The organism is Tropicimonas marinistellae, assembly GCF_001509585.1.
Lineage (GTDB): Bacteria > Pseudomonadota > Alphaproteobacteria > Rhodobacterales > Rhodobacteraceae > Tropicimonas > Tropicimonas marinistellae.
Map to the genome: position 1 here is coordinate 395902 of NZ_LNCI01000003.1, position 23964 is coordinate 419865.

Annotated in this window: 20 protein-coding genes and 1 pseudogene; 19 read left to right on the plus strand and 2 right to left on the minus strand. The window is 61.1% G+C overall.

What is annotated here, in order from left to right:
* The first annotated feature begins 445 nt into the window (after positions 1-445).
* From ARC39_RS08100 to ARC39_RS08110, 3 genes are all read left to right on the plus strand, one after another.
* Positions 446-1876 carry a lipopolysaccharide biosynthesis protein gene (locus ARC39_RS08100; RefSeq protein WP_068112739.1) on the plus strand — a complete coding sequence of 477 codons (1431 nt, stop codon included), beginning with the start codon at positions 446-448 and terminating at the stop codon, positions 1874-1876.
* A 223-nt stretch (positions 1877-2099) separates the two neighbouring features.
* The gene (locus ARC39_RS08105) at positions 2100-3218 is read left to right on the plus strand and encodes an NAD-dependent epimerase/dehydratase family protein (protein ID WP_078059142.1); all 1119 of its coding nucleotides are present in this window, start codon (positions 2100-2102) and stop codon (positions 3216-3218) included.
* Positions 3219-3643: 425 nt separating this feature from the next.
* Complete coding sequence (locus tag ARC39_RS08110; RefSeq protein WP_236545165.1) at positions 3644-4315, plus strand: glycosyltransferase; 672 nt, start codon at positions 3644-3646, stop codon at positions 4313-4315.
* Positions 4316-4516: 201 nt separating this feature from the next.
* Here ARC39_RS08110 and ARC39_RS08115 read toward each other — a convergent pair whose 3' ends face one another.
* Positions 4517-5680 carry a glycosyltransferase gene (locus tag ARC39_RS08115; RefSeq protein ID WP_068112749.1) on the minus strand — a complete coding sequence of 388 codons (1164 nt, stop codon included), beginning with the start codon at positions 5678-5680 and terminating at the stop codon, positions 4517-4519.
* A 165-nt stretch (positions 5681-5845) separates the two neighbouring features.
* Here ARC39_RS08115 and ARC39_RS26140 point away from each other — a divergent pair.
* The 11 genes and pseudogenes from ARC39_RS26140 to ARC39_RS08175 form a co-directional block, all read left to right on the plus strand.
* Positions 5846-5974 (plus strand): annotated as a pseudogene (locus ARC39_RS26140) (IS6 family transposase); the annotation flags it as partial.
* A gap of 509 nt (positions 5975-6483) precedes the next feature.
* On the plus strand, positions 6484-7527 hold the full coding sequence (locus ARC39_RS08125; protein WP_068112751.1) for an NAD(P)-dependent alcohol dehydrogenase: 1044 nt from the start codon (positions 6484-6486) through the stop codon (positions 7525-7527).
* Positions 7528-7546: 19 nt separating this feature from the next.
* Positions 7547-8995 (plus strand): xylulokinase, encoded by a 1449-nt coding sequence (xylB, locus tag ARC39_RS08130; protein WP_068112753.1) that lies wholly within the window; start codon positions 7547-7549, stop codon positions 8993-8995.
* A gap of 477 nt (positions 8996-9472) precedes the next feature.
* Complete coding sequence (locus tag ARC39_RS08135) at positions 9473-10357, plus strand: helix-turn-helix domain-containing protein (protein WP_068112756.1); 885 nt, start codon at positions 9473-9475, stop codon at positions 10355-10357.
* A gap of 94 nt (positions 10358-10451) precedes the next feature.
* Positions 10452-11369, plus strand: a complete 918-nt coding sequence (locus ARC39_RS08140; protein ID WP_068112759.1) for an ABC transporter substrate-binding protein — start codon at positions 10452-10454, stop codon at positions 11367-11369.
* A 72-nt stretch (positions 11370-11441) separates the two neighbouring features.
* Entirely contained in the window at positions 11442-12944 is a 1503-nt protein-coding gene (locus ARC39_RS08145; protein ID WP_068112762.1) for a sugar ABC transporter ATP-binding protein, read from the plus strand.
* Complete coding sequence (locus ARC39_RS08150; RefSeq protein WP_068112764.1) at positions 12934-13920, plus strand: ABC transporter permease; 987 nt, start codon at positions 12934-12936, stop codon at positions 13918-13920. The genes ARC39_RS08145 and ARC39_RS08150 overlap by 11 nt, the downstream gene beginning before the upstream one ends.
* A 281-nt stretch (positions 13921-14201) precedes the next feature.
* The gene (locus tag ARC39_RS08160; RefSeq protein ID WP_068112770.1) at positions 14202-14927 is read left to right on the plus strand and encodes an SDR family oxidoreductase; all 726 of its coding nucleotides are present in this window, start codon (positions 14202-14204) and stop codon (positions 14925-14927) included.
* A 35-nt stretch (positions 14928-14962) separates the two neighbouring features.
* Positions 14963-15694, plus strand: a complete 732-nt coding sequence (locus tag ARC39_RS08165; protein WP_068112773.1) for an SDR family oxidoreductase — start codon at positions 14963-14965, stop codon at positions 15692-15694.
* Between the two features lie 101 nt (positions 15695-15795).
* Positions 15796-17409 carry an FGGY-family carbohydrate kinase gene (locus ARC39_RS08170; protein ID WP_068112777.1) on the plus strand — a complete coding sequence of 538 codons (1614 nt, stop codon included), beginning with the start codon at positions 15796-15798 and terminating at the stop codon, positions 17407-17409.
* A gap of 47 nt (positions 17410-17456) precedes the next feature.
* A complete protein-coding gene (locus ARC39_RS08175; protein WP_078059144.1) occupies positions 17457-18161 on the plus strand; it encodes an HAD family hydrolase in 705 nt (234 codons plus the stop codon).
* Positions 18162-18243: 82 nt separating this feature from the next.
* Here ARC39_RS08175 and ARC39_RS08180 read toward each other — a convergent pair whose 3' ends face one another.
* Entirely contained in the window at positions 18244-18909 is a 666-nt protein-coding gene (locus ARC39_RS08180) for a helix-turn-helix transcriptional regulator (RefSeq protein ID WP_236545153.1), read from the minus strand.
* A gap of 213 nt (positions 18910-19122) precedes the next feature.
* Between ARC39_RS08180 and ARC39_RS08185 the strand changes: the two genes are divergently transcribed.
* The 5 genes from ARC39_RS08185 (at position 19123) to ARC39_RS08205 (ending at position 23961) form a co-directional block, all read left to right on the plus strand.
* A complete protein-coding gene (locus ARC39_RS08185; RefSeq protein WP_068112781.1) occupies positions 19123-20196 on the plus strand; it encodes an ABC transporter ATP-binding protein in 1074 nt (357 codons plus the stop codon).
* The gene (locus ARC39_RS08190) at positions 20196-21113 is read left to right on the plus strand and encodes an ABC transporter permease (protein WP_068112783.1); all 918 of its coding nucleotides are present in this window, start codon (positions 20196-20198) and stop codon (positions 21111-21113) included. Before ARC39_RS08185 ends, ARC39_RS08190 begins: the two co-directional genes overlap by 1 nt.
* A gap of 220 nt (positions 21114-21333) precedes the next feature.
* A complete protein-coding gene (locus ARC39_RS08195; RefSeq protein WP_068112786.1) occupies positions 21334-22143 on the plus strand; it encodes an ABC transporter permease in 810 nt (269 codons plus the stop codon).
* A gap of 28 nt (positions 22144-22171) precedes the next feature.
* Positions 22172-23197: an extracellular solute-binding protein gene (locus ARC39_RS08200; protein ID WP_068112788.1), complete on the plus strand. Its 1026-nt coding sequence runs from the start codon at positions 22172-22174 to the stop codon at positions 23195-23197.
* On the plus strand, positions 23194-23961 hold the full coding sequence (locus ARC39_RS08205) for a carbon-nitrogen hydrolase family protein (protein WP_236545154.1): 768 nt from the start codon (positions 23194-23196) through the stop codon (positions 23959-23961). Before ARC39_RS08200 ends, ARC39_RS08205 begins: the two co-directional genes overlap by 4 nt.
* The last annotated feature ends 3 nt before the right edge of the window (positions 23962-23964 follow it).

A 23964-nucleotide genomic window follows, 5' to 3' on the forward strand; every position in this document is an offset into this window, starting at 1 on the left:
CTGTTAAATGGAACGTCGCATGCGAGGTGGAATTCATGATCGAACCGGCGTTTGCGGGCGAGTAGTCCTTGCTCATTGCCCGAGCCTATTTCTCCATCGAGTGGCTCGACACGAACCGGCGAATCCGAAATATGTGATGCCGCTGCGTCTTCGCCATGCAGATTGCAGCCCAAGGCACCGAATAAACCGAACATCGCGAGCTCCCAAAAAGGACCGTCAAAGTATAGCGCAAGCAGCACAGATCGCAGCGTAGTGCCGGCGGGCACGCAAATTCAACTGCCTATGGCATCGGCAGCCGCGCCCGGTCGGGTGGTCTGCGGCGGATTGTCACGGATTCCCGTCGGTGTCGAGAAGTGATCTAGTACCTCCCGTTCGGATGTCTGACGGTCTTTGAGGGAACCGAACGGCGGATCGTCATTCGGCCAAGTGTCGAGGAAGGAGGGTCATGGCGATCGGTGGACGCAGGTTGCTGCTTGGGGCGGGATGGACCTATGTCGCCCATCTGACCCCTCGCATTGTAACCTTTTTCAGCACCATCGTTCTGGCGCGCATTCTCGGGCCGGAGGCATTCGGCGCTATGGGGGCCGCTATGATTATCCTGCGGTATCTCGAACCGATCGCTGATGCTGGAGCTGGCGAGGGCATGGTGCAACGGCAGGGTGACGAGGAAGCGGCGGCGGACGCCGCGTTCACTCTTTCGTTGTTGGTTGGCGGAGCGTTGGCAGCGCTCATGTTTCTCGCGGCGCCCTACGCCGCGGCTTTCTTCGAACAACCGGAACTAACTGGGATCATTCGTGTCCTGTCACCAGTCTTGCTGGTGGTTGCAGCCGGCAGCAGCCAAGACGCCTGGTACCGCAAAAATTTCATGTTCTCGCAAAGGGTGGTTCCGCGGGTCGCCAGAAGCATAGTGCGGGCAGTGGTCTCGATTGCCCTCGCTTTAGCCGGCTTCGGCGTTTGGAGCCTGGTGGGCGGCTTCATTGCTGGCCAAGTTTCCGCAACCCTTCTCTACTGGCTGCTATCCACCCGCCGTCACAGGCTCGGTCTCAATCCGGACGTGGCGCGCAGCTTGCTTGGTTTCGGCTTACATGTCTCGATGGTAACGCTCTTCGGGGTTTTCGTCGAAACGATGGATCAGGTGATCGTCGCCCGGTTATTCGATGCGGCGTTGCTGGGCATATATGTGCTTGCGGCGATGTTCCCCGAACTGGTCGTGATGGGCATTTGCTATGCCGGCAGCCAGGTCGCTTTTCCCGCGTTTAGCAAAATGCAGAACCACCCGCGCTTGCTCAGAAACGGCTACCTAATCAGCAACCGGTACATCACTCTGTTGTGCTTCGCGTCGGCTGCCGGCCTTGCATGTGTGGCGGAAGACTTCATCGACCTCGCGTATTCGGATGAATGGCGCCCGGCGATCGCGGTGATCCAAGTACTTGCATTGGGTGCCGCGGTGCGTTCCATTGGATTCAATGCCGGCGACGTGTTCAAGGCCAAGGGAAATCCCGGCGTTCTCAATTTGTTGACGGCTGGTCGGCTCGTTCTCGTCGTTCCGCTGATGCTCGTGCTGTCGCCACTCGGATTGACTGGTGTCGCGATTGGGAAAACGCTTGCGGATCTGATTGTTACCGGTGCCACGATTTGGGTGGCGCAGCGCATGATTGGGTTTTCACTGCGCGAGTTTTTCTTGAGCCTCCGACCGCCGCTGATTGGCATGGCGCTTGTCGCTTGCACCTGCATCCTGGTTGGCATCCTTGGCGAAGAAGCCGAAATCTGGGTAAGGTTAATCTCAAAGGTCATCTGCGGAGGAATGGTCTTTGCTTTCTTCCTAGTGTCACAGAAGGCGCATCTTCAAATGCGCTCTGCGGCCAAACGACGGTGACGCAGCGACTGGCGGGTAACGGGAGCGCCCAGATCGTTCTTTCGGCGCAGAGAGAGAAGAGAGGCTTGGAACTTTGCTCACAATCGGTCAGGCATTCGTTGTTGCGCCAATGATTTGCTTGGGACGATTCGTGATGTATAGAAACGACATGACAGAGATGATTGGCCGTCGTACGTGCGAATACTACGATGACAAGATCACTGTTACCTAGTCGCAAGAGCACATGAAAGACCAACATCATCTCACTACGCCCCGACGCTTTCTACTTGTAGGTTGCTCTGGGTTTATTGGAAGTCACCTGCTGGAGCGGCTACTAAAGGACGTAGGTCTTGAAGTGGTAGGGTTCGACCTCGAAGCCGGAAAGATCGAGCACCTGCTGGGCCACGACAACTTCACGCTTCATCGCAAGTCGATTGACGAGGCTGTTGCCGACGGATCGATGCAGGAAGCGGTCGCCTGGGCGGATGTGGTCGTCAACCTTGCTGCGATCTGTAATCCCTACGAATACGCAATTCGTCCATCCGCGGTGATCAAGTCCAGTCTGTTCGACGCGCTGCCGATCGTAGATCTGTGTTGCGAGCTGAATACCTGGTTGATCCAGTTCTCGACATGCGAAGTCTATGGCCGCACGGTGTCGAGCTATGTCCCCGAGGAGGGGTATTCGGATCCCGATCTCTACGTACAGTCGGAGTCGCGCACGCCTCTCGTGATGGGGCCGGTGTCTAAGCAGCGGTGGTGTTATGCCTCGGCCAAGCAGACACTGGAACGCTATGTCTATGCGCTCGGATTCGAGCGCCAGATGCCGTTTACCATAATCCGCCCATACAATTTCTTCGGTCCGCGGATGGACTTCATTCCTGGGCGCGACGGCACCGGAATTCCTCGTGTCCTTGCATGCTTCATTACGGCGCTGCTCGACGACGAACCCTTGCTGCTGGTTGACGGTGGTACAGCACGTCGGACGATCACCTCGATCCACGACGCCATCGACGCGATGATGGCAATGTTCGATCGACCCCACGCCGCCACCGGGCAGATCTTCAATATCGGAGCTGACGGGAACGAGTTGACCATCAGTGAGCTGGCCCACCGGATGCGAGAGATCTACGCCGACGTTTCCTGCGATCCGCGAAAGCGCAACCTTCCGATTCTCAATGTGACCGGCGAAGAGTTCTATGGAAAGGGGGGGTACGAAGATTGCGATCGTCGTGTCATCGACTCCACGAACGCGACATCCCTTCTCGGTTGGTCCGCAAAGATCGGAATTGACGAAATCCTTAGGGAGACGATCTCCTACTATTATGAGATCTACGCCGACAAGACTGCCGTTGCGACGCGGTGACTGCCGGCGACATGCGGAAATGATCTGCAACACAGCATCCCGGTTGAGAAATCGCCCCGTCGAAACTGGGTCTTGGGCAATGCGCGCTGGAGAGATCGGTGTCTAGTTCCGGCGGAATCGGAACCACATTCAATGGATTCCGGGTCATCGGTTTCAAGCACCCGATCGACACGATAGAAACCTGCTACATTCCACCGGAAAAGCACCGCCTGGTTGATGAGATACACCGCGTTTTTCAGATCCTCGGTCAATCTGGCGACAAAACGTGCCTCATACTGAACAGCGCCTCGGGGCGTTTGCAGCCCGATGTCCTGGCCGCGCTTTGCCTTCGCATTTGGCGGCGGCGACCTCACATCGTGCTTGCCGGCGATATGTGGGAGCCATCCGGAGGCCTCAGGGGGCATGTGGAGAGCCTGGTGGTTCGGATGGTCGACTCCGCTATCTCAGCCTACGTCGTGCACACGTCCGACGAGCTCCGGGCCTTCCCTGAAAAGTGGGGGATACGTTCCGAGAAAGTCCACTGGGCGCCCTATTACCATTATGTTACTTCGGACATCCTGGAGCAGGACGTCCAAGAGAAGGGCTTTGTCTTTTCTGGTGGCAATTCTAAGCGCGACTATCATCCTTTGATCGAGGCAGCTCGCATGTTGCCGGATATCGAGTTCGTCATCGCGACGAACCGGCTGGAAAAACGCACGGACATTCCGGCAAATGTCACTTTCGGACCAATGAGTCACGTAGATTACTATCTCTCAATGAAATCTGCCGCTGCCGTCGTTACGCCGATCCGAACCAACCTGGTGCGCGCGGCGGGTCAACAAACATACCTGAACGCGATGCGGCTGGGGCGGCCGGTGATCGTGAACGACACCTATGGGGTGAGAGATCACATTCGCGATAACGTGGACGGTATCATCGTGGACGGATCGCCGCAGTCCTATCGCGATGCAATTTGCCATGTTCTCGACCCTGCCAACGAGAAGCACGTCCGATCGATGGTGGAATCGGCTTTGCAGCGCGTGGAGGCCGAGTTCACGCGGAGCCGCTATCTCGAACGATTGTACGACGTTGCTCGGACGGTTAGCTCCGGATCGTGAACTGAAGGCCACCGCGCGGCTTGTCTTCTGTTGGGGCTGGCCAACCCGTCGTAAGAGTGACTCGGAGAGAGGTAAGATTAACCGTCGAGGCGAGAGACTTGATCGGCCGTAACGCACGCGCACGTCACAAAGTGAATATGCACTCTGAACAAATGTCGCCGAAGCGGTGACGGTAATCAGATCCGCGCAGCCAAACGCTACCTAGCGAGAAACCTTCGCCCAGCGGACGTGATCGCGACCGACAATCACATCCCAGATCGCGAGTAGTGTGACCAAGCTCGACGACATAACGTGGAAGAAAAGGTGTGGTATTCGCCAACGTTTCTGATGCCTTTCGGCGATGGCGCCGATGATTGCCAACGCGATTGCCGAAAGTTGAAGGGCAAGCAACCCGACCATGAGTCTGTCGGTTGGGTCGAGGATTACGGCGATCACATTGGCGGCGAGGCCTGCCACGAAGAGTAGAGGAACGAAAAGCCTCAGAACTTTGTGCGCGATGAATGCCGCCAGTACGGCGGGACGATTGAGCGGCCATATTTCGCGCCGTGTGAGAAGCCGTAGCCGACCTGCGCTGATGCGACGTCGGCGCCCTCTTTCCTCTCTCACGCTTTGGGACGCGTCTTCCCATCCTATAGCATGCCGAGCGTAGCGAACATCCATGCCCCGCGTGAGAGTTGTCATGCCGATCCAGGCATCGTCATTCACGACCCCACTCGGGATGGGGTTCCACGCATCACGCCGGATCGCGAGCATCGATCCCACCGTAGCCACGGTCGCTCCCAGATCACTTTCCGCTCTTCGGACAAGGTCCTCGTAGCGCCAGTACATCCCTTCCGACCCGCCCGCGAGTTCCTTCGCGACAGACCCCTCGACGAAGCTTTTCCTGTGCGAGCCGGAGACCACTGCAACCTTCGAATCCGCGAATGGCGTAGTCAGGTAGGCAATCGCGTCGGTTGCGTACATCTCGGACGCGTCCGAGAATACCAGAATATCGCCGGAAGCTGCCTCCGCGCCGACGTTCATCGCGGCCGCCTTTCCCGCCCTTGGAGAGCGTTCAATCAGATACCAATTTGGTGTTTGCTCCATGGCTGCGCGCACAAGAGTCCCAGTTCCGTCTTCCGAACCGTCGTCGACGACAATCACTTCGTTGGGCAAAGGATTGAGCTCGGCGCAGTTCGCAAGCTTCTCGCCAATGATCCCAGCTTCATTGTGGGCGCATATGATAAGCGAGATGCGTGCGTCCGGAGCCGCGAAGTCATTGCGGTTGGGTCGCAGTATGCGAGAAGCGATAATCACGATGCCCGGATAGATTACGTAGTGGAAAAGCTGCAGGCCGATGCAGGCTAGAACAAAAAGGGCAATCATAACGCCTCCAGTCGCGCAGAAGTCGGAGCTCCCATGAAGCGATCTTGCTCGAATGATCTGGCCCCGTCCAGTTTGCCCTGCGCGAGTGCACGTCCGCTACAAGGGTCATCTTGGGGTGGCAGAGAATTGGTTAAGCGGGGCAGGGCGGTCTTGTTGCGTCTCAGGATGAAGAAGGATGACGCGTTTAAGTGCTTCCGCACCAGCCGCGAGATCATCCGCCTGGCGGCAATGCTCTGCGTTCGCTTCCCTCTGTCGCTCCGGACCGGCGAAGACTTGCAGCATGAGCGCGACGTCGGCCTTTGGGACTTTCCCGGAAAGTTCTCGGTTTGTCGGTGCATGTTTTGAAACAGTTTCCCTTGGTCTCCTTGTGTTTCAGGCCGGATTGCAAATCGGTGTACACCGGTTCGCTTCCGGTACTCGGCTCCAGATTCCTCACCCGTCAATCGATCGGCAACAACCAACTTGCAGTCCCTTGGCGCGCGCGGGATCGAAATCGTTGTGTAGACGCGACTACCCTGCACGCGTGATTCGCCACGTGCGCCTCTGAATGGGGTATTGAGTGTGCCTTCGCCTCTCAGCCGACTGAGCCTGATAGCGCGCGCTGAAAAGGGCATGACTCAAAGGCGATACTTTTTTTACCGGCTGGAGAAATCGAAGCCGTATCAGGTGCGGTGACCGGTTTACACGGAGCCAATAGTTGACCTTGTCTCTTCTCCCGACAGAGGTGCGACAGGCGCGAAGAGCCGGCAATAACGCTGGGTGCTCGCCGCTTCTCGCGGCCGGATGAGAGCAGGAGGACCCCAATGGCAAAGGCACTCGTACTTGAAGAAAAGGGTAAACTGTCGCTGAGGGAGTTTGCCTTGACCGACGAAGTTGGGCCCGAGGACGTGAAGGTCGCGATACGTACTGTGGGTGTCTGCGGATCGGACGTTCACTACTACACGCACGGCAAGATCGGGCATTTCGTTGTTGAGGAGCCGATGGTGCTCGGACACGAGGCGGCCGGCGTCGTGGTAGCAGCGGGGCCGGAGGTCAGGCATCTCAAGCCGGGGGATCGCGTTTGTATGGAGCCGGGTATCCCGAACCCGACGTCGCGCGCCTCGAAGCTCGGGATCTACAATGTCGATCCGTCGGTGCGCTTCTGGGCGACGCCGCCGATCCACGGTTGCCTGACGCCGGAGGTCGTTCATCCGGCCGCCTTCACCTACAAGATCCCTTCGACGGTCTCCTTTGCTGAAGGCGCGATGGTGGAACCCTTCGCCATCGGCATGCAGAGTGCCCTGCGCGCAAAAATCCAGCCTGGGGATATCGGCGTTGTCACGGGTGCTGGGCCGATCGGCATGATGGTGGCACTTGCCGCGCTGGCGGGCGGCTGCGCCAAGGTCTTCATTGCCGATCTTGCCCAGCCGAAGCTCGACATCATCGGAAAGTACGAGGGTATCGAGACGATCAACATAACCCACCAGCCGGTATCGCAGGCGATTGCCGAGGCGACGGATGGCTGGGGCGCCGATGTTGTCTTTGAATGCTCAGGTGCCGCGCCCGCCGTGCTGGACCTGCCTGCGCTGGCCCGCCCTGGTGGCGCCATCGTGCTCGTGGGGATGCCGGTGGACCCTGTTCCGATGGATATCGTCGGGTTGCAGGCCAAGGAGCTGCGGCTGGAGACGGTGTTCCGCTACGCCAATATCTATGACCGGGCGATTGCACTGATCGGTGCCGGAAAGGTCGACCTCAAGCCGCTGATTTCCGCGACGCTGCCGTTCGAGAAGAGCATCGAGGCTTTCGACCGCGCGGTTGAGGCGCGCGACAGCGACGTGAAAATCCAGATCGAAATGCCGGTCGCCTGAAGCCCTTGGGAGGCGAATTATGTACCTTGGACTCGATATCGGGACATCCGGCGTCAAGGCGATGCTGGTGGACGAGAGCTTCGCCAGTGTTGCTGTCGCCCAGGCCCCACTCACTGTTTCACGGCCGCATCCAGGATGGTCGGAGCAGGACCCCCTCGATTGGATCACGGCTTGCGAGACGGCCATTGCGGAACTTGCAAAGGGGCAGGGCGCTGCATTGGCCCGGCTGAAGGCCATTGGGCTTTCGGGCCACATGCACGGCGCGACGTTGCTCGACAGCGCCGACAAACCGCTGCGTCCCTGCATTATGTGGAACGACGGCCGCTCCGGGAAGCAGTGTCGGACCCTGGAAGCGCGGGCCGATTTTCGCGGGATTGGCGGGAATATCGTCATGGCCGGGTTCACGGCACCCAAACTGCTCTGGGTCGCTGAGAATGAGCCGGACGTCTTCGAGAAAACAGCGAAAGTACTGTTGCCGAAGGATTTCGTCCGGCTGTGGCTGACTGGCGAGCATGTTGCCGAGATGTCCGATGCCGCGGGAACGCTCTGGCTCGATGTCGCGCGGCGACAATGGTCAGAGTCCCTGCTTGAGGCGACAGGCCTGACGATCGCGCAGATGCCGTCGCTCGTCGAAGGGTCTGACGTCTCCGGCATGTTGCGCCCGGAGCTGGCCGAAAAGTGGGGCGTGCCCCAGGTGCCGGTTGCGGGTGGCGGTGGTGACAATGCAGCCACGGCTTGCGGCATGGGCGTCATCTCACCGGGAACTGGGTTCCTGTCGCTTGGCACGTCCGGCGTGCTCTTTGCCGTCACGGACCGATATGCACCGAATACTGACGAGGCCGTGCATGCCTTTTGCCATGCCGTCCCGGAGACCTGGCACCAGATGGGGGTGATCCTCTCGGCCACGGACAGTCTCACCTGGTTGTCGGAAATAACCGGAAGGTCGCCCGCGGATCTGGCGGCGCTGCTGCCGGAGAGGATCACGGAGCCATCCGGCATCGGGTTCCTGCCGTACCTGTCCGGCGAGCGGACGCCGCATAACGACCCCGACGCGACCGGCGCTCTGTTTGGTTTGCAACGGGTGTCGCAACTCCCCGATCTCGTTCAGGCGACGATGGAGGGCGTGGCCATGGCATTCGGCGATTGCGTGCGGGCGCTGCGCCTTGCGGGCACGGAGATTGAGGCGGCTTACGCAGTTGGCGGCGGCGCGCGCTCAACACAGTGGCTGCAAATCATGGCGGCGGTTACTGGGCTGACGCTTCTGCAACCGGAGGACGGAGATTTCGGCGCGGCGTTTGGCGCCGCCAAGCTCGCGGCTTCCTGTGCAACCGGGGATGTCTCCTCCGAGGTATTTGCGCCCCCGAAAGTTGCGGGCAGGATCGAGCCCGATGCGGATCTCGCGGAAAAGTATCTGCCGCACTACAGCAAATATCGGGAAAGCTATCGCGCCCTTTGCCCGTTGAGCTGAGGCTCGCCATCAGGCAGATACCGCGCCTCAAGCCTCTTGGGTTTGCTTGTGCGCTCTTGAACCACGTGAAAGCAGGAAGGGCAGTGCCCATCCTGCTTTTTTACTTTTTTTCATACCGTTACGGGCTGGTTTGCCGAGTTGCTTCTCGTGTGCGGCGTTCCTCCGGCTCGCCACATGCGTGTGAGCCAAGCAGGTCAACTCGCCTATGGCATGCGGTGGGGATTCGACGCGCGTAATGTGCACGACGCGTGAACTCGGGCGATTCTGGTGGAATCGGCGGTGACGATGCGTAGCGCATCCCCGCCCAAAAGTTCTGCGATGTGCGTTTTTTTCCCTGTTTCGGGCAAAAAACTATCAGCGAAAGCTCTGTCGTAGCGTGGAAGCGGCTATTCCAACTTTGCTAGGAATACAGGCACCGCTCGGGGGCATATCCGTTGGAGGAGGGTCGGCCCGGAGCGAAACAAGGGAGAGAGAACCGTGCAACCAGATCTGGAACTCGTGCATATCAGGAAAGGCGAGTCCTTCGCCGCCTGGCAGCATGGTTACCCGTTCCGGACGGTGCGCTGGCACTATCACCCCGAATACGAGATCCATCTTGTCGTCGCCACGACCGGCAAGTTCTACATCGGCGATCACGTCGGGCATTTTGAACCCGGCCAGCTCGTCATGACGGGGCCGAATCTGCCACAGAACTGGATCAGCAATGTTCCGGAGGGCAGGGTAGAACCGCGCCGTAGCCGGGTCATTCAGTTCCCCGAGTCGTTTATCGAGGAGACAATGGCGGCAGTCCCGGAAATGGCCGCACTGCGCCCAATATTGGAGCGCAGTCGGCGGGGCCTGCTTTTTGCCCCTGAAACCGGGCGCGCAATCGAACCATTGATGGGCCGGCTCGTGGAGACCCGCGGCATTCAACGCATCGCACTCTTCTGCGAGATCGTCGACATGCTGATCCATGCTCCCGAGCCTCAAATCCTGGCGAGCCTGAACTTCCAGCTCAACATGGGCAAAGCCGACGACACGACGATGAACCGTGCGATCGCCTACTTGCGGGAAAACCTGACCGATCAGGTGAGCGAGGCCGATCTTGCCGACCTGACCGATATGAGCCTGAGCAGTTTCTCGCGTGCCTTCAAGCGGCACACGGGCATGACGCTCGTGCGTTACAAGAACCAGCTTCGCATCGATCTGGCTTGCCAGATGCTACTGACCGACCCCGAAACGCGGGTGGCGGACATCTGCTTCGACGTCGGCTTTGCAAACCTGTCGAACTTCAACCGTCACTTTCTGAAACTGAAAGGAATGTCTCCGTCATCATTCCGAGCGACGTTCGCCGCCAACGATGCCGTTCGAATGACCGGATAGCTCCGACACACATGAAACCGATTTCCACGCGACGGGCATGGGGCCCGCCGCGAACGGGTGAGACTTGTCAATCTTCAGCAAAGGGAGGAACCCAATGAAGACCCTCATGAAAACCGTATCCGCCGCAGCGCTCGGCATCATCGCATCTGCGGCGGTCGCAACCGCAGACGACGGGAAACTCAAAATCGGCATGACGTTCCAGGAGATGAACAACCCCTACTTCGTCTCCATGCTCGAGGCGCTCAAGGAAGCCTCGGCGGTGCTGGGTGCCGACCTCGTCGTCACCGATGCGGCGCACGACGTTGCCAAGCAGATCTCGGATGTCGAAGACATGCTCCAGCAGGACATCGACATCCTGTTGCTGAACCCGACCGACAGCGCCGGGATCGAGTCGGCGGTCAAGATGGCCAAGGACGCCGGCGCTATCGTGGTTGCCGTCGACGCCAACGCCAATGGTCCGGTCGATACCTTCGTCGGCTCCAAGAACCGCGACGCCGGGTACATGTCCTGCAAGTACATGGCCGAGGCCCTTGGCGGCGACGGTGAAGTGGCCATTCTCGACGGTATTCCGGTTATCCCGATCCTGCAGCGTGTCGAAGGTTGCAAGGCCGCGCTGGAAGAATTCCCCGGCATCGCATTGGTCGACACCCAGAACGGCCGCCAGGACCGTTCGGTGGCGCTCGGCGTCGTCGAGAACATGATCCAGGCCCACCCGAACCTCGAAGGCATCTTCTCGGTCAATGATGGTGGCGCCATGGGCGCTTTGGCTGCCATCCAGGGCTCTGGCCGCGACATCAAGCTGACGTCGGTCGACGGCGCGCCGGAAGCGGTCGATGCGATTGCCAAGGGCACGCCCTTCATTGAAACCACTGCGCAATTCCCGCGCGATCAGGTCCGCGTCGGCCTCGGTATGGCGCTGGCGCAACTCTGGGGTGCCCGTGTGGTGCCTTCCGAAGTGCCGATCGACGTGATGGTGGTGGACGCCAAGAACGCCGAGGGCTTTGGCTGGTAACGAGTTCCCTCCCCAGGTCACTCCCGCGTCAACGGCGGGGGTGGCCTCCCTGACAACGATGCGGAGCGTCCCATGCTGGAAATGAAGAACATCAAGAAAAGTTTCGGCAAGGTCGAGGTCCTGCGCGGCGTGGATCTCGAAGTGCGTGCGGGCGAAGTACATGCGCTGCTTGGCGAAAACGGTGCCGGAAAGTCGACACTGATGAAGGTGCTCTGCGGCATAATCTCGGCCAGCGCTGGTACGATCAGGATCGACGGCGAGGAATGTGCGTTTGCCAATTACGACGCGGCCATCGCCGCCGGCGTCGGGATCGTTTTCCAGGAATTCAGCCTCATCCCCTATCTTTCCGCGGTTGAGAACATGTTCCTCGCACGGGAATTGCGCAATCGCTTCGGTCTGCTGGATCGGCGTGCAATGCGGAAGAGGGCGCAGGAGATCCTGCAGCAACTCGATGTGGATGTCCCGCTCAACGCGCCTGTTTCGCGTCTGTCCGTTGCCGAACAGCAATTCGTCGAGATTGCGAAAGCGCTCTCGCTGGATGCGCGGATACTGGTGCTGGACGAGCCCACCGCAACCCTGACGCCTACCGAGGTGGAGCGCCTGTTCAAGGTTATCCGGGAGCTTCGGCGCAAGGGTGTGGCCATCGTCTTCATTTCGCACCATCTGGAAGAGATTTTCCAGATCTGCGACCGGATCACGGTGCTGCGCGACGGCGACTACATCGGTACATGCGACGTGGCCGATGTGAACAATGATACGCTGGTCGAAATGATGGTCGGCCGCAGGATCGAACAGAGCTTCCCGCCGAAGCTGGAGATCCTGGCCGAGACAGACATCGTGCTGGATGTGGAGGCCGTGCAGCTCAAGCGCGGCGGGCCGGTTTCCTCCTTCGCGCTCCGGCGCGGCGAAATCATCGGTTTTGCGGGCCTCGTGGGATCGGGGCGCAGCGAGACGGCCATGGCGCTGCTCGGGGCCTTTCCCGGCGCGACGTGCCGGATGAAACTCGAAGGCAAGGATGTGAAATTCACCGAACCGGCCGACGCGTTGGCCGCCGGTATCGGGTTGCTGCCCGAGAGCCGCAAGGAGCAGGGGCTGATCACCAGCTTCTCGATCCTGCGAAATATCTCGATCAACAACTACGGGAAGTACCGTAAGAACCACTGGTTCATCGATCTCAAGAAAGAGCTCGCCTGCACGCAGAAAGCGATGCGCCAGGTCAGTGTGAAGGCGACCGGCCCGAACGACCGGTTGGATACGCTCTCGGGCGGCAACCAGCAAAAGGTCGTGGTGGCGCGTTGGATCAACCACGACATGAAGATCCTGATCTTCGACGAACCCACGCGGGGCATCGACGTCGGGGCGAAAGCAGAAATCTATCAACTCATGCGCGAGCTGACCAAACAGGGCTGCTCGATCATCATGATCTCCTCGGAGCTTCCGGAAGTTCTTGGGATGTCCGACCGGGTCTGCGTTTTCCGCGGCGGCGGTATTGTGGCGACCGTAGAGGGCGAGGACATCACCTCCGAAAAGATCATGACGCATGCAACGACCGGGAGGCAGGACCATGCCGCATGATACGACGCTCAACAGCCCCGAGAAGGCGCGCAAGTCGGGGGGGCTGAACATTGCCCAGGTGCTGCATTCACCCCTGGTGCTGCCACTGGCCGGGCTGATCGTGGTTTCGATCCTCATGGGGTTGGCGAGCGAAAACTTCTTCAGCGTTTCCAATATCATGAACGTACTCCGCCAGGTCTCTATCAACGGGATACTCGCGGTCGGCATGACGTTCGTCATCCTAACCGGCGGGATCGACCTTTCGGTCGGTGCGGTGATGGCGCTGTCCGGGACGATCTGCGCGGGACTCGTGGTGAACATGGGGCTTCCCGGCGCGGTCGGGCTCGCCGGCGGCATGCTGGTCGGCGTGGTCTTCGGACTCTTCAACGGGGCTCTCGTGGCCTGGGGCCGGATGCCCGCAATCATCGTGACGCTGGCCACAATGGGCGTCGCGCGTGGGCTTGGTCTCATCTACTCTGGCGGGTATCCGATCAGCGGCCTACCGCCCTGGATGTCGTGGTTCGGCATCGGCCGGATCGGGATTGTTCCGGTCCCGGTGATCCTGATGTTCGTGATCTACGTGATCGCCTGGGTGCTTCTGCAACGGACCCCCTTCGGACGCCACGTCTATTCCATTGGTGGAAACGAGACGGCCGCGCGGCTCTCCGGCGTGAAGACGCAATGGATCAAACTGGCGATCTACACCATCTCCGGGCTGACCTCGGCACTGGCGGCGGTCATCCTGACCGGGCGCCTGATGAGCGGCCAGCCCAATGCGGGTGTTGGCTTCGAGCTTGACGCGATTGCCGCCGTGGTGCTGGGCGGCACGGCCATCGCTGGCGGGCGCGGGCTGATCTTCGGAACGCTGATCGGCGCGGTCCTGCTCGGCATTCTGAACAACGGTCTGAACCTCATGGGGATCAACCCCTACCTGCAGGACGTGATCAAAGGCTTCATCATCCTGCTCGCCATCTACATCGGGCGCGAGTGGCGATGATGAACGGGGCGGGGGTCGCAGCGGTATCGAGCGCGATCTCCCGCGGCATCCGGGGCGGTACCGCCCCGCGAGACCCGCCCGCACCGATTTAGGCCGTCCGCCCGGTTGGTATCGGGCCCGCGGAAATCGACCGACATGCACGAAGTGCAACCACCGCCGGGCGGTGGGCCAGTCGGGCTTTGCCGCGCACCAGGCATGTGACCGGCGCCCGATGGGCGGGCACCGATCCGGAATACCCCAGCCCGGCCTTGAGTGGTCGCGCAAAGATCGTGAGGAAAACCATGGATTTCAAGGGCAAAACTGTCATCGTCACAGGCGCTGGAAAGGGCATTGGCCGCGTCGCTGCACGCCTGCTGGCCGATCGTGGTGCCAGCATCGTCGGCATGAGCCGGACGCTGGATGAACTCGCCGGATTACCAGAGGAGACCGGCGCCCGTGTCATCGCCGCCGACTTCGCCGATGCCGCCTCTGTGCGCGGGGCGATGAAGGAGGCTGGAACCGCCGACTACCTCGTCAACTGCGCCGGTATCAATGTGCTGGAAACGGTGCTGGACATGACCGATGCCGGGTGCGACGCGGTTCTCAACATCAACCTGCGCGCGGCACTGATCGTCGCGCAGGAATTCGCACGCGCCCGCGTGGAGGCCGGCGGCGGCGGCGCCATCGTCAATATCACCTCGATTGCCGGCCACCGCGGCTTCCCGGAGCATGTGTGCTATGCGGCGTCCAAGGCTGGTTTGGAAGGCGCGACACGCGTGATGGCCAAGGAACTCGGGCCACACGGTATCCGCGTGGTGGCGCTTGCGCCCACGATCACCATGACCGAACTCGCAGCCGAAGCATGGAGCGATCCGGTCAAGAGCGAGCCGATGATGGTGCGTCACCCCGTCGGCCGCTTCGCCGAGCCCGACGATATCGCGCGTGCCATCGCCATGCTGCTCAGCGACGACGCGGCCATGGTGACCGGCTCGGTTCTTTCGGTTGACGGCGGTTTCCTCGCCGTCTGAGCGGCCGCTTTCAACGTCAAACAAGGAGAATGAAAATGGCTGAATCGCTCGAAGGCAAGATCGCCGCAATCACCGGTGCCGCGTCCGGCATAGGGTTGGCCACGACCGAGGCGTTGATCGAGGCTGGCGCGACCGTCGTCATGGTGGATTACGATGAAAAGGCGTTGGCCGAGCAGACCGCCCGGCTCGGTGACAAGGCAATCGCGCAAGTCACCAACCTGATCGATCCCGATAGCTGCGCGGCGATGGTGCCGGAGATCCTGGAAAAGGTCGATCACGTCGATATCCTCTACTGCAACGCGGGGACCTATATCGGCGGCGATCTGGTGGAGACGGACACCGCCACCATCGATCGGATGCTCAACCTGAACGTGAATGCGGTGATGAAGAACGTGCGTGACATCGCACCGCACATGATCGAGCGTGGCACCGGGGATATCGTCGTAACCTGCTCCATCGCCGGGCATTTTCCGACCTATTGGGAACCCGTCTATGCCGGCTCCAAGTGGGCGGTGACCTGCTTCGTTCAGACGATGCGGCGCCAGATGATCCCGCATGGCATCCGCGTCGCGCAGGTCTCGCCGGGGCCGGTCATCTCCGCGCTCCTCGCCGACTGGCCGGAAGAAAACCTGCGCAAGGCCAAGGAATCCGGCTCGCTCATCGAGGCGTCCGAGGTGGCCGATGCGGTGATGTACATGTTGACGCGTTCTCGTACCGTCACGATCCGGGATATGTTGGTTCTGCCGACCAACTTTGACCGAGTCTGACGCCTGCGCCGCGGCTGCCTCCTCCCGGGCAGCCGCGGTCCGGGGCTTGCGTCCGGAGATCTCGTTCGAGGCCCGTCGATCAGGATAATGGAGTAACGAAAATGACCCAATTCTACATGGGTATCGACGTCGGAACAGGCAGTGCCCGGGCCGGCGTTTTTGATTCTGCAGGGACCTTGTTGGGGACCGACAAGCGCGACATCACCCTCTTTCAGGAGCCCGGCTCCATTGTCGAGCAATCCTCCGACGAGATCTGGGCGGCTGTGTGCAGTGCCAGCAAGGGCGCTATCGCTGCTGCGGGTGTCGATCCGGCCGCGATCAGGGGCGTCGGTTTCGATGCGACCTGTTCGCTCGTGGTGTTGGGGGAGGGGGGCGCGCCGCTCGCCGTCGGTCCATCCGATGAACCGTCGCGCAACATCATCGTCTGGATGGACCATCGGTCGGTCGCGCAGGCGGAGCGGATCAACGCCATGGGTCACCGGGTACTGGACTATGTCGGTGGACGCATCTCGCCGGAGATGGAGACGCCCAAGCTCTTGTGGCTTAAGGAAAACCGCCCGAACACATTTGATGCGGCCTGGCGATTCTTCGATCTCACCGATTTCCTCACCTGGAAATCCACCGGCAGCGAGGCGAGGTCGATCTGCACCGTTACCTGCAAGTGGACCTACATGGGGCACGAGGCCGCCTGGGACGAAAGCTATTTCAGGGAGATTGGACTTGGGACCTTCGCCGACGAAGGATTCATCCGTATCGGTACCGAGGTCGTGGAACCTGGAACACCGCTTGGCGGCGGGTTGACGGAGGCCGCAGCAGCGGACCTGGGGTTGGTGGCCGGCACGAAGGTTGGCGCCGGACTGATCGATGCCCATGCCGGAGGTATCGGGACTGTCGGTGCAGAGGGAGCCGGCGGGCCGGAGGCCAACCTTGCCTTTGTCTTTGGTACCTCGTCCTGCACGATGACGACCACGCGGGACCCGGTTTTCGTGCCCGGAGTCTGGGGACCGTATTACTCGTCGATGGTGCCGGGTACGTGGCTCAACGAGGGCGGGCAATCCGCGGCCGGTGCAGCAATCGCGCAGTTGCTCACCCATCATCCCGCGACCGCGGAAGCTTCAGATGCTGCGAAGGCAGCGGGCAAGTCCCTTCCGGATTGGTTGGCGGAGCGTGCGACGGACGCCGGAAAATCCGCGGCCGGGGCGGCCCGGCTTGCGGACGGCGTTCACGTGGTGCCTGAGTTCCTCGGGAACCGCGCGCCTCACGCCGATCCGCATACCCGTGCCGTGATTGCCGGGCTCGGGATGGATAGCGATGTCGACAGCCTTGTACGCCTCTACATCGCCGGTATTTGCGGGTTGGGCTATGGGCTGCGCCAGATCATCGACACGCAGGCCGAGAATGGTGCGCACATCAAGACCATCGTCATCAGTGGTGGCGCGGGGCGGAGCGATCTGGTGCGCCAGTTGCTTGCCGATACGACGGGCGTGCCCGTTGCGGCGCCCAAGACGGAAGAGCCGGTCTTGCTGGGCTCGGCGATACTTGGCGCGGTGGCGGCAGGTGGTTTCTCCGACATGCCTGCGGCGATGGCGGCGATGTCGGCCAACGCGGCTGAATACAAGCCGAGTGGGGCGGATGTTCGCGCCTACCATGATCGCCGGTTCGAGATGTATGGGAAATTCCAGGCGCTCGCCCGAGAGGCGGCCGTCCGGGATTGAACCCGAACCGGTCTCGGTCCGTCCATCTGGCATCTAAAGGAGCTGACATGCCGCCAGTGCAAGCCATTCTCTTTGATCTCGACGGCTGCCTTGTCGACAGCGAGCCACTGTCGCTGGCCGCGCTTGCTGCCGAAATTCGCGCGGCCGGTCTTGCCGAAGTGACGTTCGAAGACATGCGGGATCGCTACCTCGGGGTGTCGATGCCGCTTGTCTGCGAGGAGGTGTCACAGCGCCTCGGCCGCCCCTGTCCGCCGGATTTCCGGGAGAACTACGTGCGGCGCCTGTTTGCCGCCTACGACGAGACCCTGCCGCGGATTGAGGACATGGTCGAGGTTCTGGACCGGTTTCAGGACGAGGGACTGGCAACATGCATCGTGTCCGGCGGCGGGCTCTCGCGGATCCGCCACACGCTCGACCGGGCCGGGCTGTCGGCCCGGTTCGGCCCGCGGATATACAGTGGCGAGGAGGTACCCTGCGGCAAACCTGCGCCTGACCTCGTATTGCACGCGGCCGCCGAGCTTGGTGTGGAGCCGCGATCCTGTGTCGTGATCGAGGACTCGCCCCATGGCATCGTCGGCGCAATCGCGGCCGGAATGCGAGCGATTGGCTTCACCGGGGGGCAGCACCTCGAAGGGATCCGGGACCAGCATGCGAAAGTGCTGCGCGATGCGGGCGCGGAATTCGTTTCGGAACAGGCGTCCGAGCTCTTTTTCGCGGCGCGGCCCTTTGATCGGGCGGCGGGGCAGAACTGATCCGGTTCGCCTGTCCAAATCGATTCAATGTGAGCTGAGGGTGACGCCTGGCGGGGGCGTACCAAATTCCGTCGGCCGCGAATTACTCTGACAACAATGGCATGACGAGCGAGAACAATTCAGCCTGCGAGGAGATCCCGCACTTGCGATAGAGCTGTTTGCGGAAAACCTTCACCGTTTGCGGGCTTATCCCCAAACGCAGCCCGATGGAAACGGAGCTGTGTCCGCGCAGGATGAGCAGGGCCACTTCCGATTGGCGTTGGCTGAGGGAGATGCCGTTGCGCACCACGAGTTCGTCGCGGAGTCGCCGAACGAGCGCGGCGTCCGTGTAGTCGCCGCTGGAGGAGAGGCCGGCCCATTGCTTTCTGATCAACCCGCAGGCAATCGCGCTCAGTCTTTGTGCAACCTCTAGGTCGCGAGGCGAAAAGACCCGTCCCGAACTCGAGTCGCGACCGAGGCAGATTTGAACGGAAACGCCATCTGCCGGGTAGGCCACATAGGCGACTTCGTCGATCAATGTCGTGCGGCGATAGTAGCTTGCGTAGTACTCGTTTCGCTGGAACTGGTCAGGCGCGAATTCACGCAAGCGATAGAGCCCCTCTGCAACCCTCGCCACATGTAACTCATGGAACGGGTCCAGAAGGTAAGCGCCTGAAATATAATCTGTTTCTATCTTCTCGTGGACCTGCGGCATGCGCGATTGCGTGAACAGGATCTCCGGGCGGCGGGTTTGGAAATACGCCAGCATTGTCGTATTATCGATCTCGAAACTACGGTGCAGCCAGCCATAGAGAGCGGCGGTAAAACCCTCTGTCCCAAGGGCTGAGATTGCGGCGCCGAGATGTGCCTCGGTTGCGTTTGGCAGGGCTCTGATAATACCCCCTTGGGGGTATATACCCCCCGTTGAGCCGGTCTTTAGCGTTATCATTGTCAATCTGGGGGTATGCCGCAAGAGGGGTCGATGAACCAGAACAGTATCGCTGTGGATGTCGAAAACGTCGTGAAGCGCTATGACAGCGTGACCGCGCTGCATGGCGTGTCGATGGATATCCGCGAAGGCGAGTTCTTCACGCTGCTGGGTCCGTCCGGTTGCGGCAAGACCACGCTCCTGCGTTGCATCGCAGGCTTTGAGGACGTCACCGAAGGGGCGATCCGCCTGCGTGGCGAGGATATCGCGCCGCTTCCGCCGCATCGCCGACCCGTGAACACGGTGTTCCAGCAATATGCGCTCTTTCCGCACATGACCGTCCTGGAAAACGTCAGCTTCGGGCTGCGCCGACGCGGCTGGATCGAAATGGATGCCGAGGCGCGGGCCCGCGAAGTTCTGGAACTGGTGCAGCTCAAGGATTTTGCTCAACGGCGGCCCGGTCAGCTTTCGGGCGGGCAACAACAGCGGGTCGCGCTTGCACGGGCACTCGCCCCGAACCCCGAGGTGTTGCTGCTTGACGAGCCGCTGTCTGCGCTGGACCTCAAACTGCGTCAGGCCGTGCGGGTCGAGTTGAAACAAATCCAGCGCGAAACGGGCATCGCCTTTGTTTTTGTCACCCACGATCAGGAAGAAGCGCTGACCATGTCCGACCGGATCGCGGTCATGTCGGAGGGCTATGTGCAGCAGATCGGTACGCCGCGTGACATTTACGAGGCACCGCTCAACCGCTTCGTCGCCGATTTCATCGGCGAGACCAACCTGCTCGACGTGGAGGTCGCCGCTGTTTCGGAGGGAATGGCGGAGGTCTTCCTTCCCGGTGGATTGGCATTGCGCTGTCCGGCAGCCGCGAGCGCGGTCGCGGGGCGCGGGCATCTGTCCGTGCGCCCGGAACGCATCTCCATCGGTCCGAAAAGCGCAGAGACACTCCCGGCAACGGTGACAGATCACGTCTACCTGGGCACCGACATCCACCTGCACGCGCGCCTCGTCGATGGTGAGCCGATCCTCGTGCGAATGCAGAATTCTGAAAGCTCCGGCATCCCAGAACGCGGCAGTGAGCTTGGACTGCGTTTCGAGGCCGGCGCTGCGCGCCTGTTGGTGGACTGATGGCCGCGGCCGCGCCGGCCGGCGCAACCCGATCCGAGATCTACCGTGGCAACGGCCCGCGGTTAATGCTGCCCGTCTGGGCTTTCATCGGCATTTTCCTGGTCCTCCCCGTATTGCTGATGGCGATCTATTCCTTCCTCACCAAGGAATTCCGTGGTGGAGTGATCTGGGAAATCACACTTGCGGCCTACGACCAGTTCTTCCTCGACCGGGGCCTTTTCGGCGACGAGCCGCCGCAGATCGAGTGGACGTATATCGGCATTTTCTGGCGTTCGATCTGGCAGGCGGGGCTCGCAACGTTTTTTTGCCTGCTGATCGGCTTCCCGACGGCTTGGTTCATCGCCACCCGGAATGCGGCGGTGCGGCCCGTATGGCTGTTTCTCGTCACCATTCCCTATTGGGTGAACCTGCTGATCCGCACGGTTTCGATGAAATTCCTGATCCGCGATACCGGCCCGCTCAACGAGTTCCTGCTCTGGCTTGGCGTGATCTCCGAGCCGTTGTCGCTCATCAACACAAACTTCGCTGTGCAGCTCGGGCTCTTCTACTCCTATCTGCCATTCATGGTCCTGCCGGTCTATGCCGCGGTTGAGCGCTACGATTTTGCGCTGTCGGAGGCCGCCGCAGACCTCTACGCGGACAACTGGACGACCCTGCGGCTCGTAATCCTGCCGGTGGTCAAGCCCGGTATCGTGGCGGGGTGCATTCTCGTTTTCGTTCCCTCGCTCGGCGCGTTTCTCGCACCCGACCTGCTCGGAGGCGCCAAGACCTTCATGATCGGATCGCTCATTGAGGAGCAGTTCAAGGGCGCGGCGGGAAACTGGCCCTTTGGGGCGGCAGCCGCGATGATCCTTTTGACCATCGTTTTGGGGGTGCTGCTGTTGCATGCCCGAGCGCAAGCGAAAGGGGGGCGGTGATGGGGTTCCGGCAGAATTTCGAACCGTGTCGGCTCGGCGCGCTGAAACGCCCGTTAACAAGCCCAAGGCGCCGGACGAACGCTTTGTCACCCATCCGCGCAACTCGGATGTTCGCAGGCTTTGGCTGCACTAAAGCGCCCCGTTCGGATGTCGCCGCGCCCCCTCGCGGCCAGGTGCTCGCCCGGCGCGTGGGTGGCGATCAGCCCGGGGGCCGTTGCCGATGATCAAACCCCTCGATTTGCGCCGCTTCACGGGTTTCCGCGCCCTGACGATCCTCTGCCTCGTCGTGCTCTACGCGCCTCTGATCATCGTCGCGATCTACAGTTTCAACGACAGCACCTCGATCACCCGGTGGGGCGGCTTCTCGCTCAAGTGGTACGTGGATGTCTTCACCGGGCCCGATGCGCCGAAATTCCGCAACGCGGCAATCAATTCCTTCACCATCGCCATTGGTGCGGCGACCTGCGCCACTATCATCGCCACGGCTGCCGCCGTCGCCATGAACCGTGCCGGGCGCTTCAGGGGCAAGGTGGCGAGCCTTGCGCTCATCAACCTGCCGCTGATGGTGCCGGAGATCGTCACGGCCGTTGCCTCGCTGATCTTCTTCATCACCATCGGGTTCAAGACCGGGTTGATGACCATTTTCATTGCCCACCTCGTCTTCTGCATCCCGTTCGCCTATCTGCCGATTTCGGCGCGGATGCAATCTGTGCCGGATGTCTACGAACAGGCGGCGATGGATCTCTATGCGACACCCTGGGAAGCCTTCCGGCTGATCCTGCTGCCACTGATGATCCCGGGCATTCTCTCGGGCTTCCTGCTCGCCTTCATCATCTCGCTCGACGATTTCCTGATCACGAACTTCGTCAAGGGTGCGGGGATCGAGACCCTGCCCACGGCGATTTTCGGATCGGTCAAACAGGGCATCAAGCCCAACATCATGGCCATCTCGACGCTGCTTCTTGGCGTCTCGGTGGTCTTCGTCACGCTCTCCTGGTTCATCGGCCGGGCGGGTCAATCAAAAAACTAACCACGATATCCAACAGCGGAGTAACGCCATGAAAACCTTTCTGACCACCACGGCCCTCGCGCTCGCCCTTGCGGGCACTGCCCACGCCGAAGGAAAGCTCTCGATCTATCACTGGTTCGAGTACATCCCGCAAGAACTGCTCGACAAGTTCGCCGCGGAATACGACGTCGAGGTCACGATGGACACCTACGACAGCAACGAGGCGCTTCTGGCGGCGCTCAAGGCGGGCAAGCTTGGCGAATACGACGTCGCGGTGCCGGGTGACTACATGGTCAAGATCATGGGCGACGAGGGGATGCTGGACACGTTCGAGCCCTCCGAACTGTCGAACTTCGGCAATATCGAGGATCAGTGGCTCGACGTCGCCTTCGATCCCGGCCGCAAATCCTCCATCCCTTACCAGTGGGGCTCGACATCGTTTTCGGTTAACAAGGAGGTCTATGGCGGCGATCTCGACAGCCTCGGGCTGATCTTCGAGCCGCCGGCGGAACTGAAGGGCAAGATCAACGTGCTCGACACCGCGGGCGAGACGCTGACGCTCGCCTCGCTTTACCTTGGCATCCCGCAATGCACCGCCGACCGCGACCAGCTCAAGGCGCTCAACGATCTGGTGCAGACCGCCAAGGCCGATTGGGCCTCCTTCGGCTCCGATGTCGCCAAGGACGTGCTGGTCTCCGGCGACGCTGCGGCCGGCATGATCTGGTCCGGCTTTTCGGCCAAGGCCCGTTCGGAAGGCGCGCCGATCGAGTATGTCTTCCCCAAGGAAGGCATGATCGTTTGGATGGACAACGTTGTCCTGCTGAAGGATGCCCCGAACCGCGACAACGCGCTGAAATTCATGAACTTCCTGCTGGAGCCCGAAAACGCGGCGGCCGTGACGAACTACGCCCAGTATACCGCAGGCGTGAAGGATGTCGCGCCATTGCTCGACCCGGAGGTCGCCAACTCGCCGGAATCCAACCCGCCGGAAGGGGTGACCGGTGTCTTTGTGGAAGCCTGCCCGGAAGAGGTGCAGGTCATGTACGACGCGATCTGGACGAACCTGAAGAAGTGAGCCTCACGCTCGCCCTCTACCAGGGGCCGCCCGCTATGGGCGACCCCGAGGCGGCGCTGCTTCGTCTCGGCCGCCAGCTTCGTGCTGCGACCGCGGCGGGCGCGCATATGCTGGTCGCGCCGGAACTGTTCCTGCCCGGATACAACCGGCCAGACCTGCATGGGCCTCTTGCGCAACTGCAAGGCGGAGAGTGGTGTGAGCGTCTTGCCGACATGGCGCGGCAAACGGGCTGTGCGGTGACCGTCGGCTGGGCCGAGCGGTCAGGGGATTCTGTTTACAACGCCGCTTCTGCATGGAGCAGGGACGGTCGCCTACTCGGGCACTACCGAAAAATCCAGCTCTTTGGCGCAATGGAGAAGGCGAGTTTCGCCGCTGGCCGCGACTATTGTCTGTTCGATCTCGATGGCGTGCCGACCGGATTGTTGATCTGCTATGACGTGGAATTCGCTCCCCATGTGCGGGCACTGGCCGAACGCGGGGCGAAACTGTTGCTGGTGCCGACGGCCAACCCTGCCGGATTTGACCATGTTTCGGAAACCTTCGTTCCGGCCCGTGCCGCCGAGATGGACATGACCATCGTTTACGCAAACTACTGCGGGTCCGAAGGCGAAATTGCCTTTGGCGGCCTGTCTCGGATCGTTGGCCCCGATGCCCGTACACTGGCCTGTGCCGACCGCTCAGAAGCGTTGCTTGTTGCCGCTCCCGCCCCATCTGTCGACCCGGCCTTGCGGTCCACCCAACTCACCGATTTTCGAAAGGTCTGACGC

Coding starts and splice junctions, on each gene's coding strand:
- ARC39_RS08145 (WP_068112762.1), top strand. CDS start 11,442: ATGCTGGAAATGAAGAACATCAAGAAAAGTTTCGGCAAGGTCGAGGTC.
- xylB (WP_068112753.1), top strand. CDS start 7,547: ATGTACCTTGGACTCGATATCGGGACATCCGGCGTCAAGGCGATGCTG.
- ARC39_RS08115 (WP_068112749.1), bottom strand. CDS start 5,680: ATGATTGCCCTTTTTGTTCTAGCCTGCATCGGCCTGCAGCTTTTCCAC.
- ARC39_RS08110 (WP_236545165.1), top strand. CDS start 3,644: ATGGTCGACTCCGCTATCTCAGCCTACGTCGTGCACACGTCCGACGAG.
- ARC39_RS08125 (WP_068112751.1), top strand. CDS start 6,484: ATGGCAAAGGCACTCGTACTTGAAGAAAAGGGTAAACTGTCGCTGAGG.
- ARC39_RS08175 (WP_078059144.1), top strand. CDS start 17,457: ATGCCGCCAGTGCAAGCCATTCTCTTTGATCTCGACGGCTGCCTTGTC.
- ARC39_RS08160 (WP_068112770.1), top strand. CDS start 14,202: ATGGATTTCAAGGGCAAAACTGTCATCGTCACAGGCGCTGGAAAGGGC.
- ARC39_RS08170 (WP_068112777.1), top strand. CDS start 15,796: ATGACCCAATTCTACATGGGTATCGACGTCGGAACAGGCAGTGCCCGG.
- ARC39_RS08195 (WP_068112786.1), top strand. CDS start 21,334: ATGATCAAACCCCTCGATTTGCGCCGCTTCACGGGTTTCCGCGCCCTG.
- ARC39_RS08185 (WP_068112781.1), top strand. CDS start 19,123: ATGAACCAGAACAGTATCGCTGTGGATGTCGAAAACGTCGTGAAGCGC.
- ARC39_RS08140 (WP_068112759.1), top strand. CDS start 10,452: ATGAAGACCCTCATGAAAACCGTATCCGCCGCAGCGCTCGGCATCATC.
- ARC39_RS08150 (WP_068112764.1), top strand. CDS start 12,934: ATGCCGCATGATACGACGCTCAACAGCCCCGAGAAGGCGCGCAAGTCG.
- ARC39_RS08105 (WP_078059142.1), top strand. CDS start 2,100: ATGAAAGACCAACATCATCTCACTACGCCCCGACGCTTTCTACTTGTA.
- ARC39_RS08165 (WP_068112773.1), top strand. CDS start 14,963: ATGGCTGAATCGCTCGAAGGCAAGATCGCCGCAATCACCGGTGCCGCG.
- ARC39_RS08190 (WP_068112783.1), top strand. CDS start 20,196: ATGGCCGCGGCCGCGCCGGCCGGCGCAACCCGATCCGAGATCTACCGT.
- ARC39_RS08180 (WP_236545153.1), bottom strand. CDS start 18,909: ATGCTGGCGTATTTCCAAACCCGCCGCCCGGAGATCCTGTTCACGCAA.
- ARC39_RS08100 (WP_068112739.1), top strand. CDS start 446: ATGGCGATCGGTGGACGCAGGTTGCTGCTTGGGGCGGGATGGACCTAT.
- ARC39_RS08200 (WP_068112788.1), top strand. CDS start 22,172: ATGAAAACCTTTCTGACCACCACGGCCCTCGCGCTCGCCCTTGCGGGC.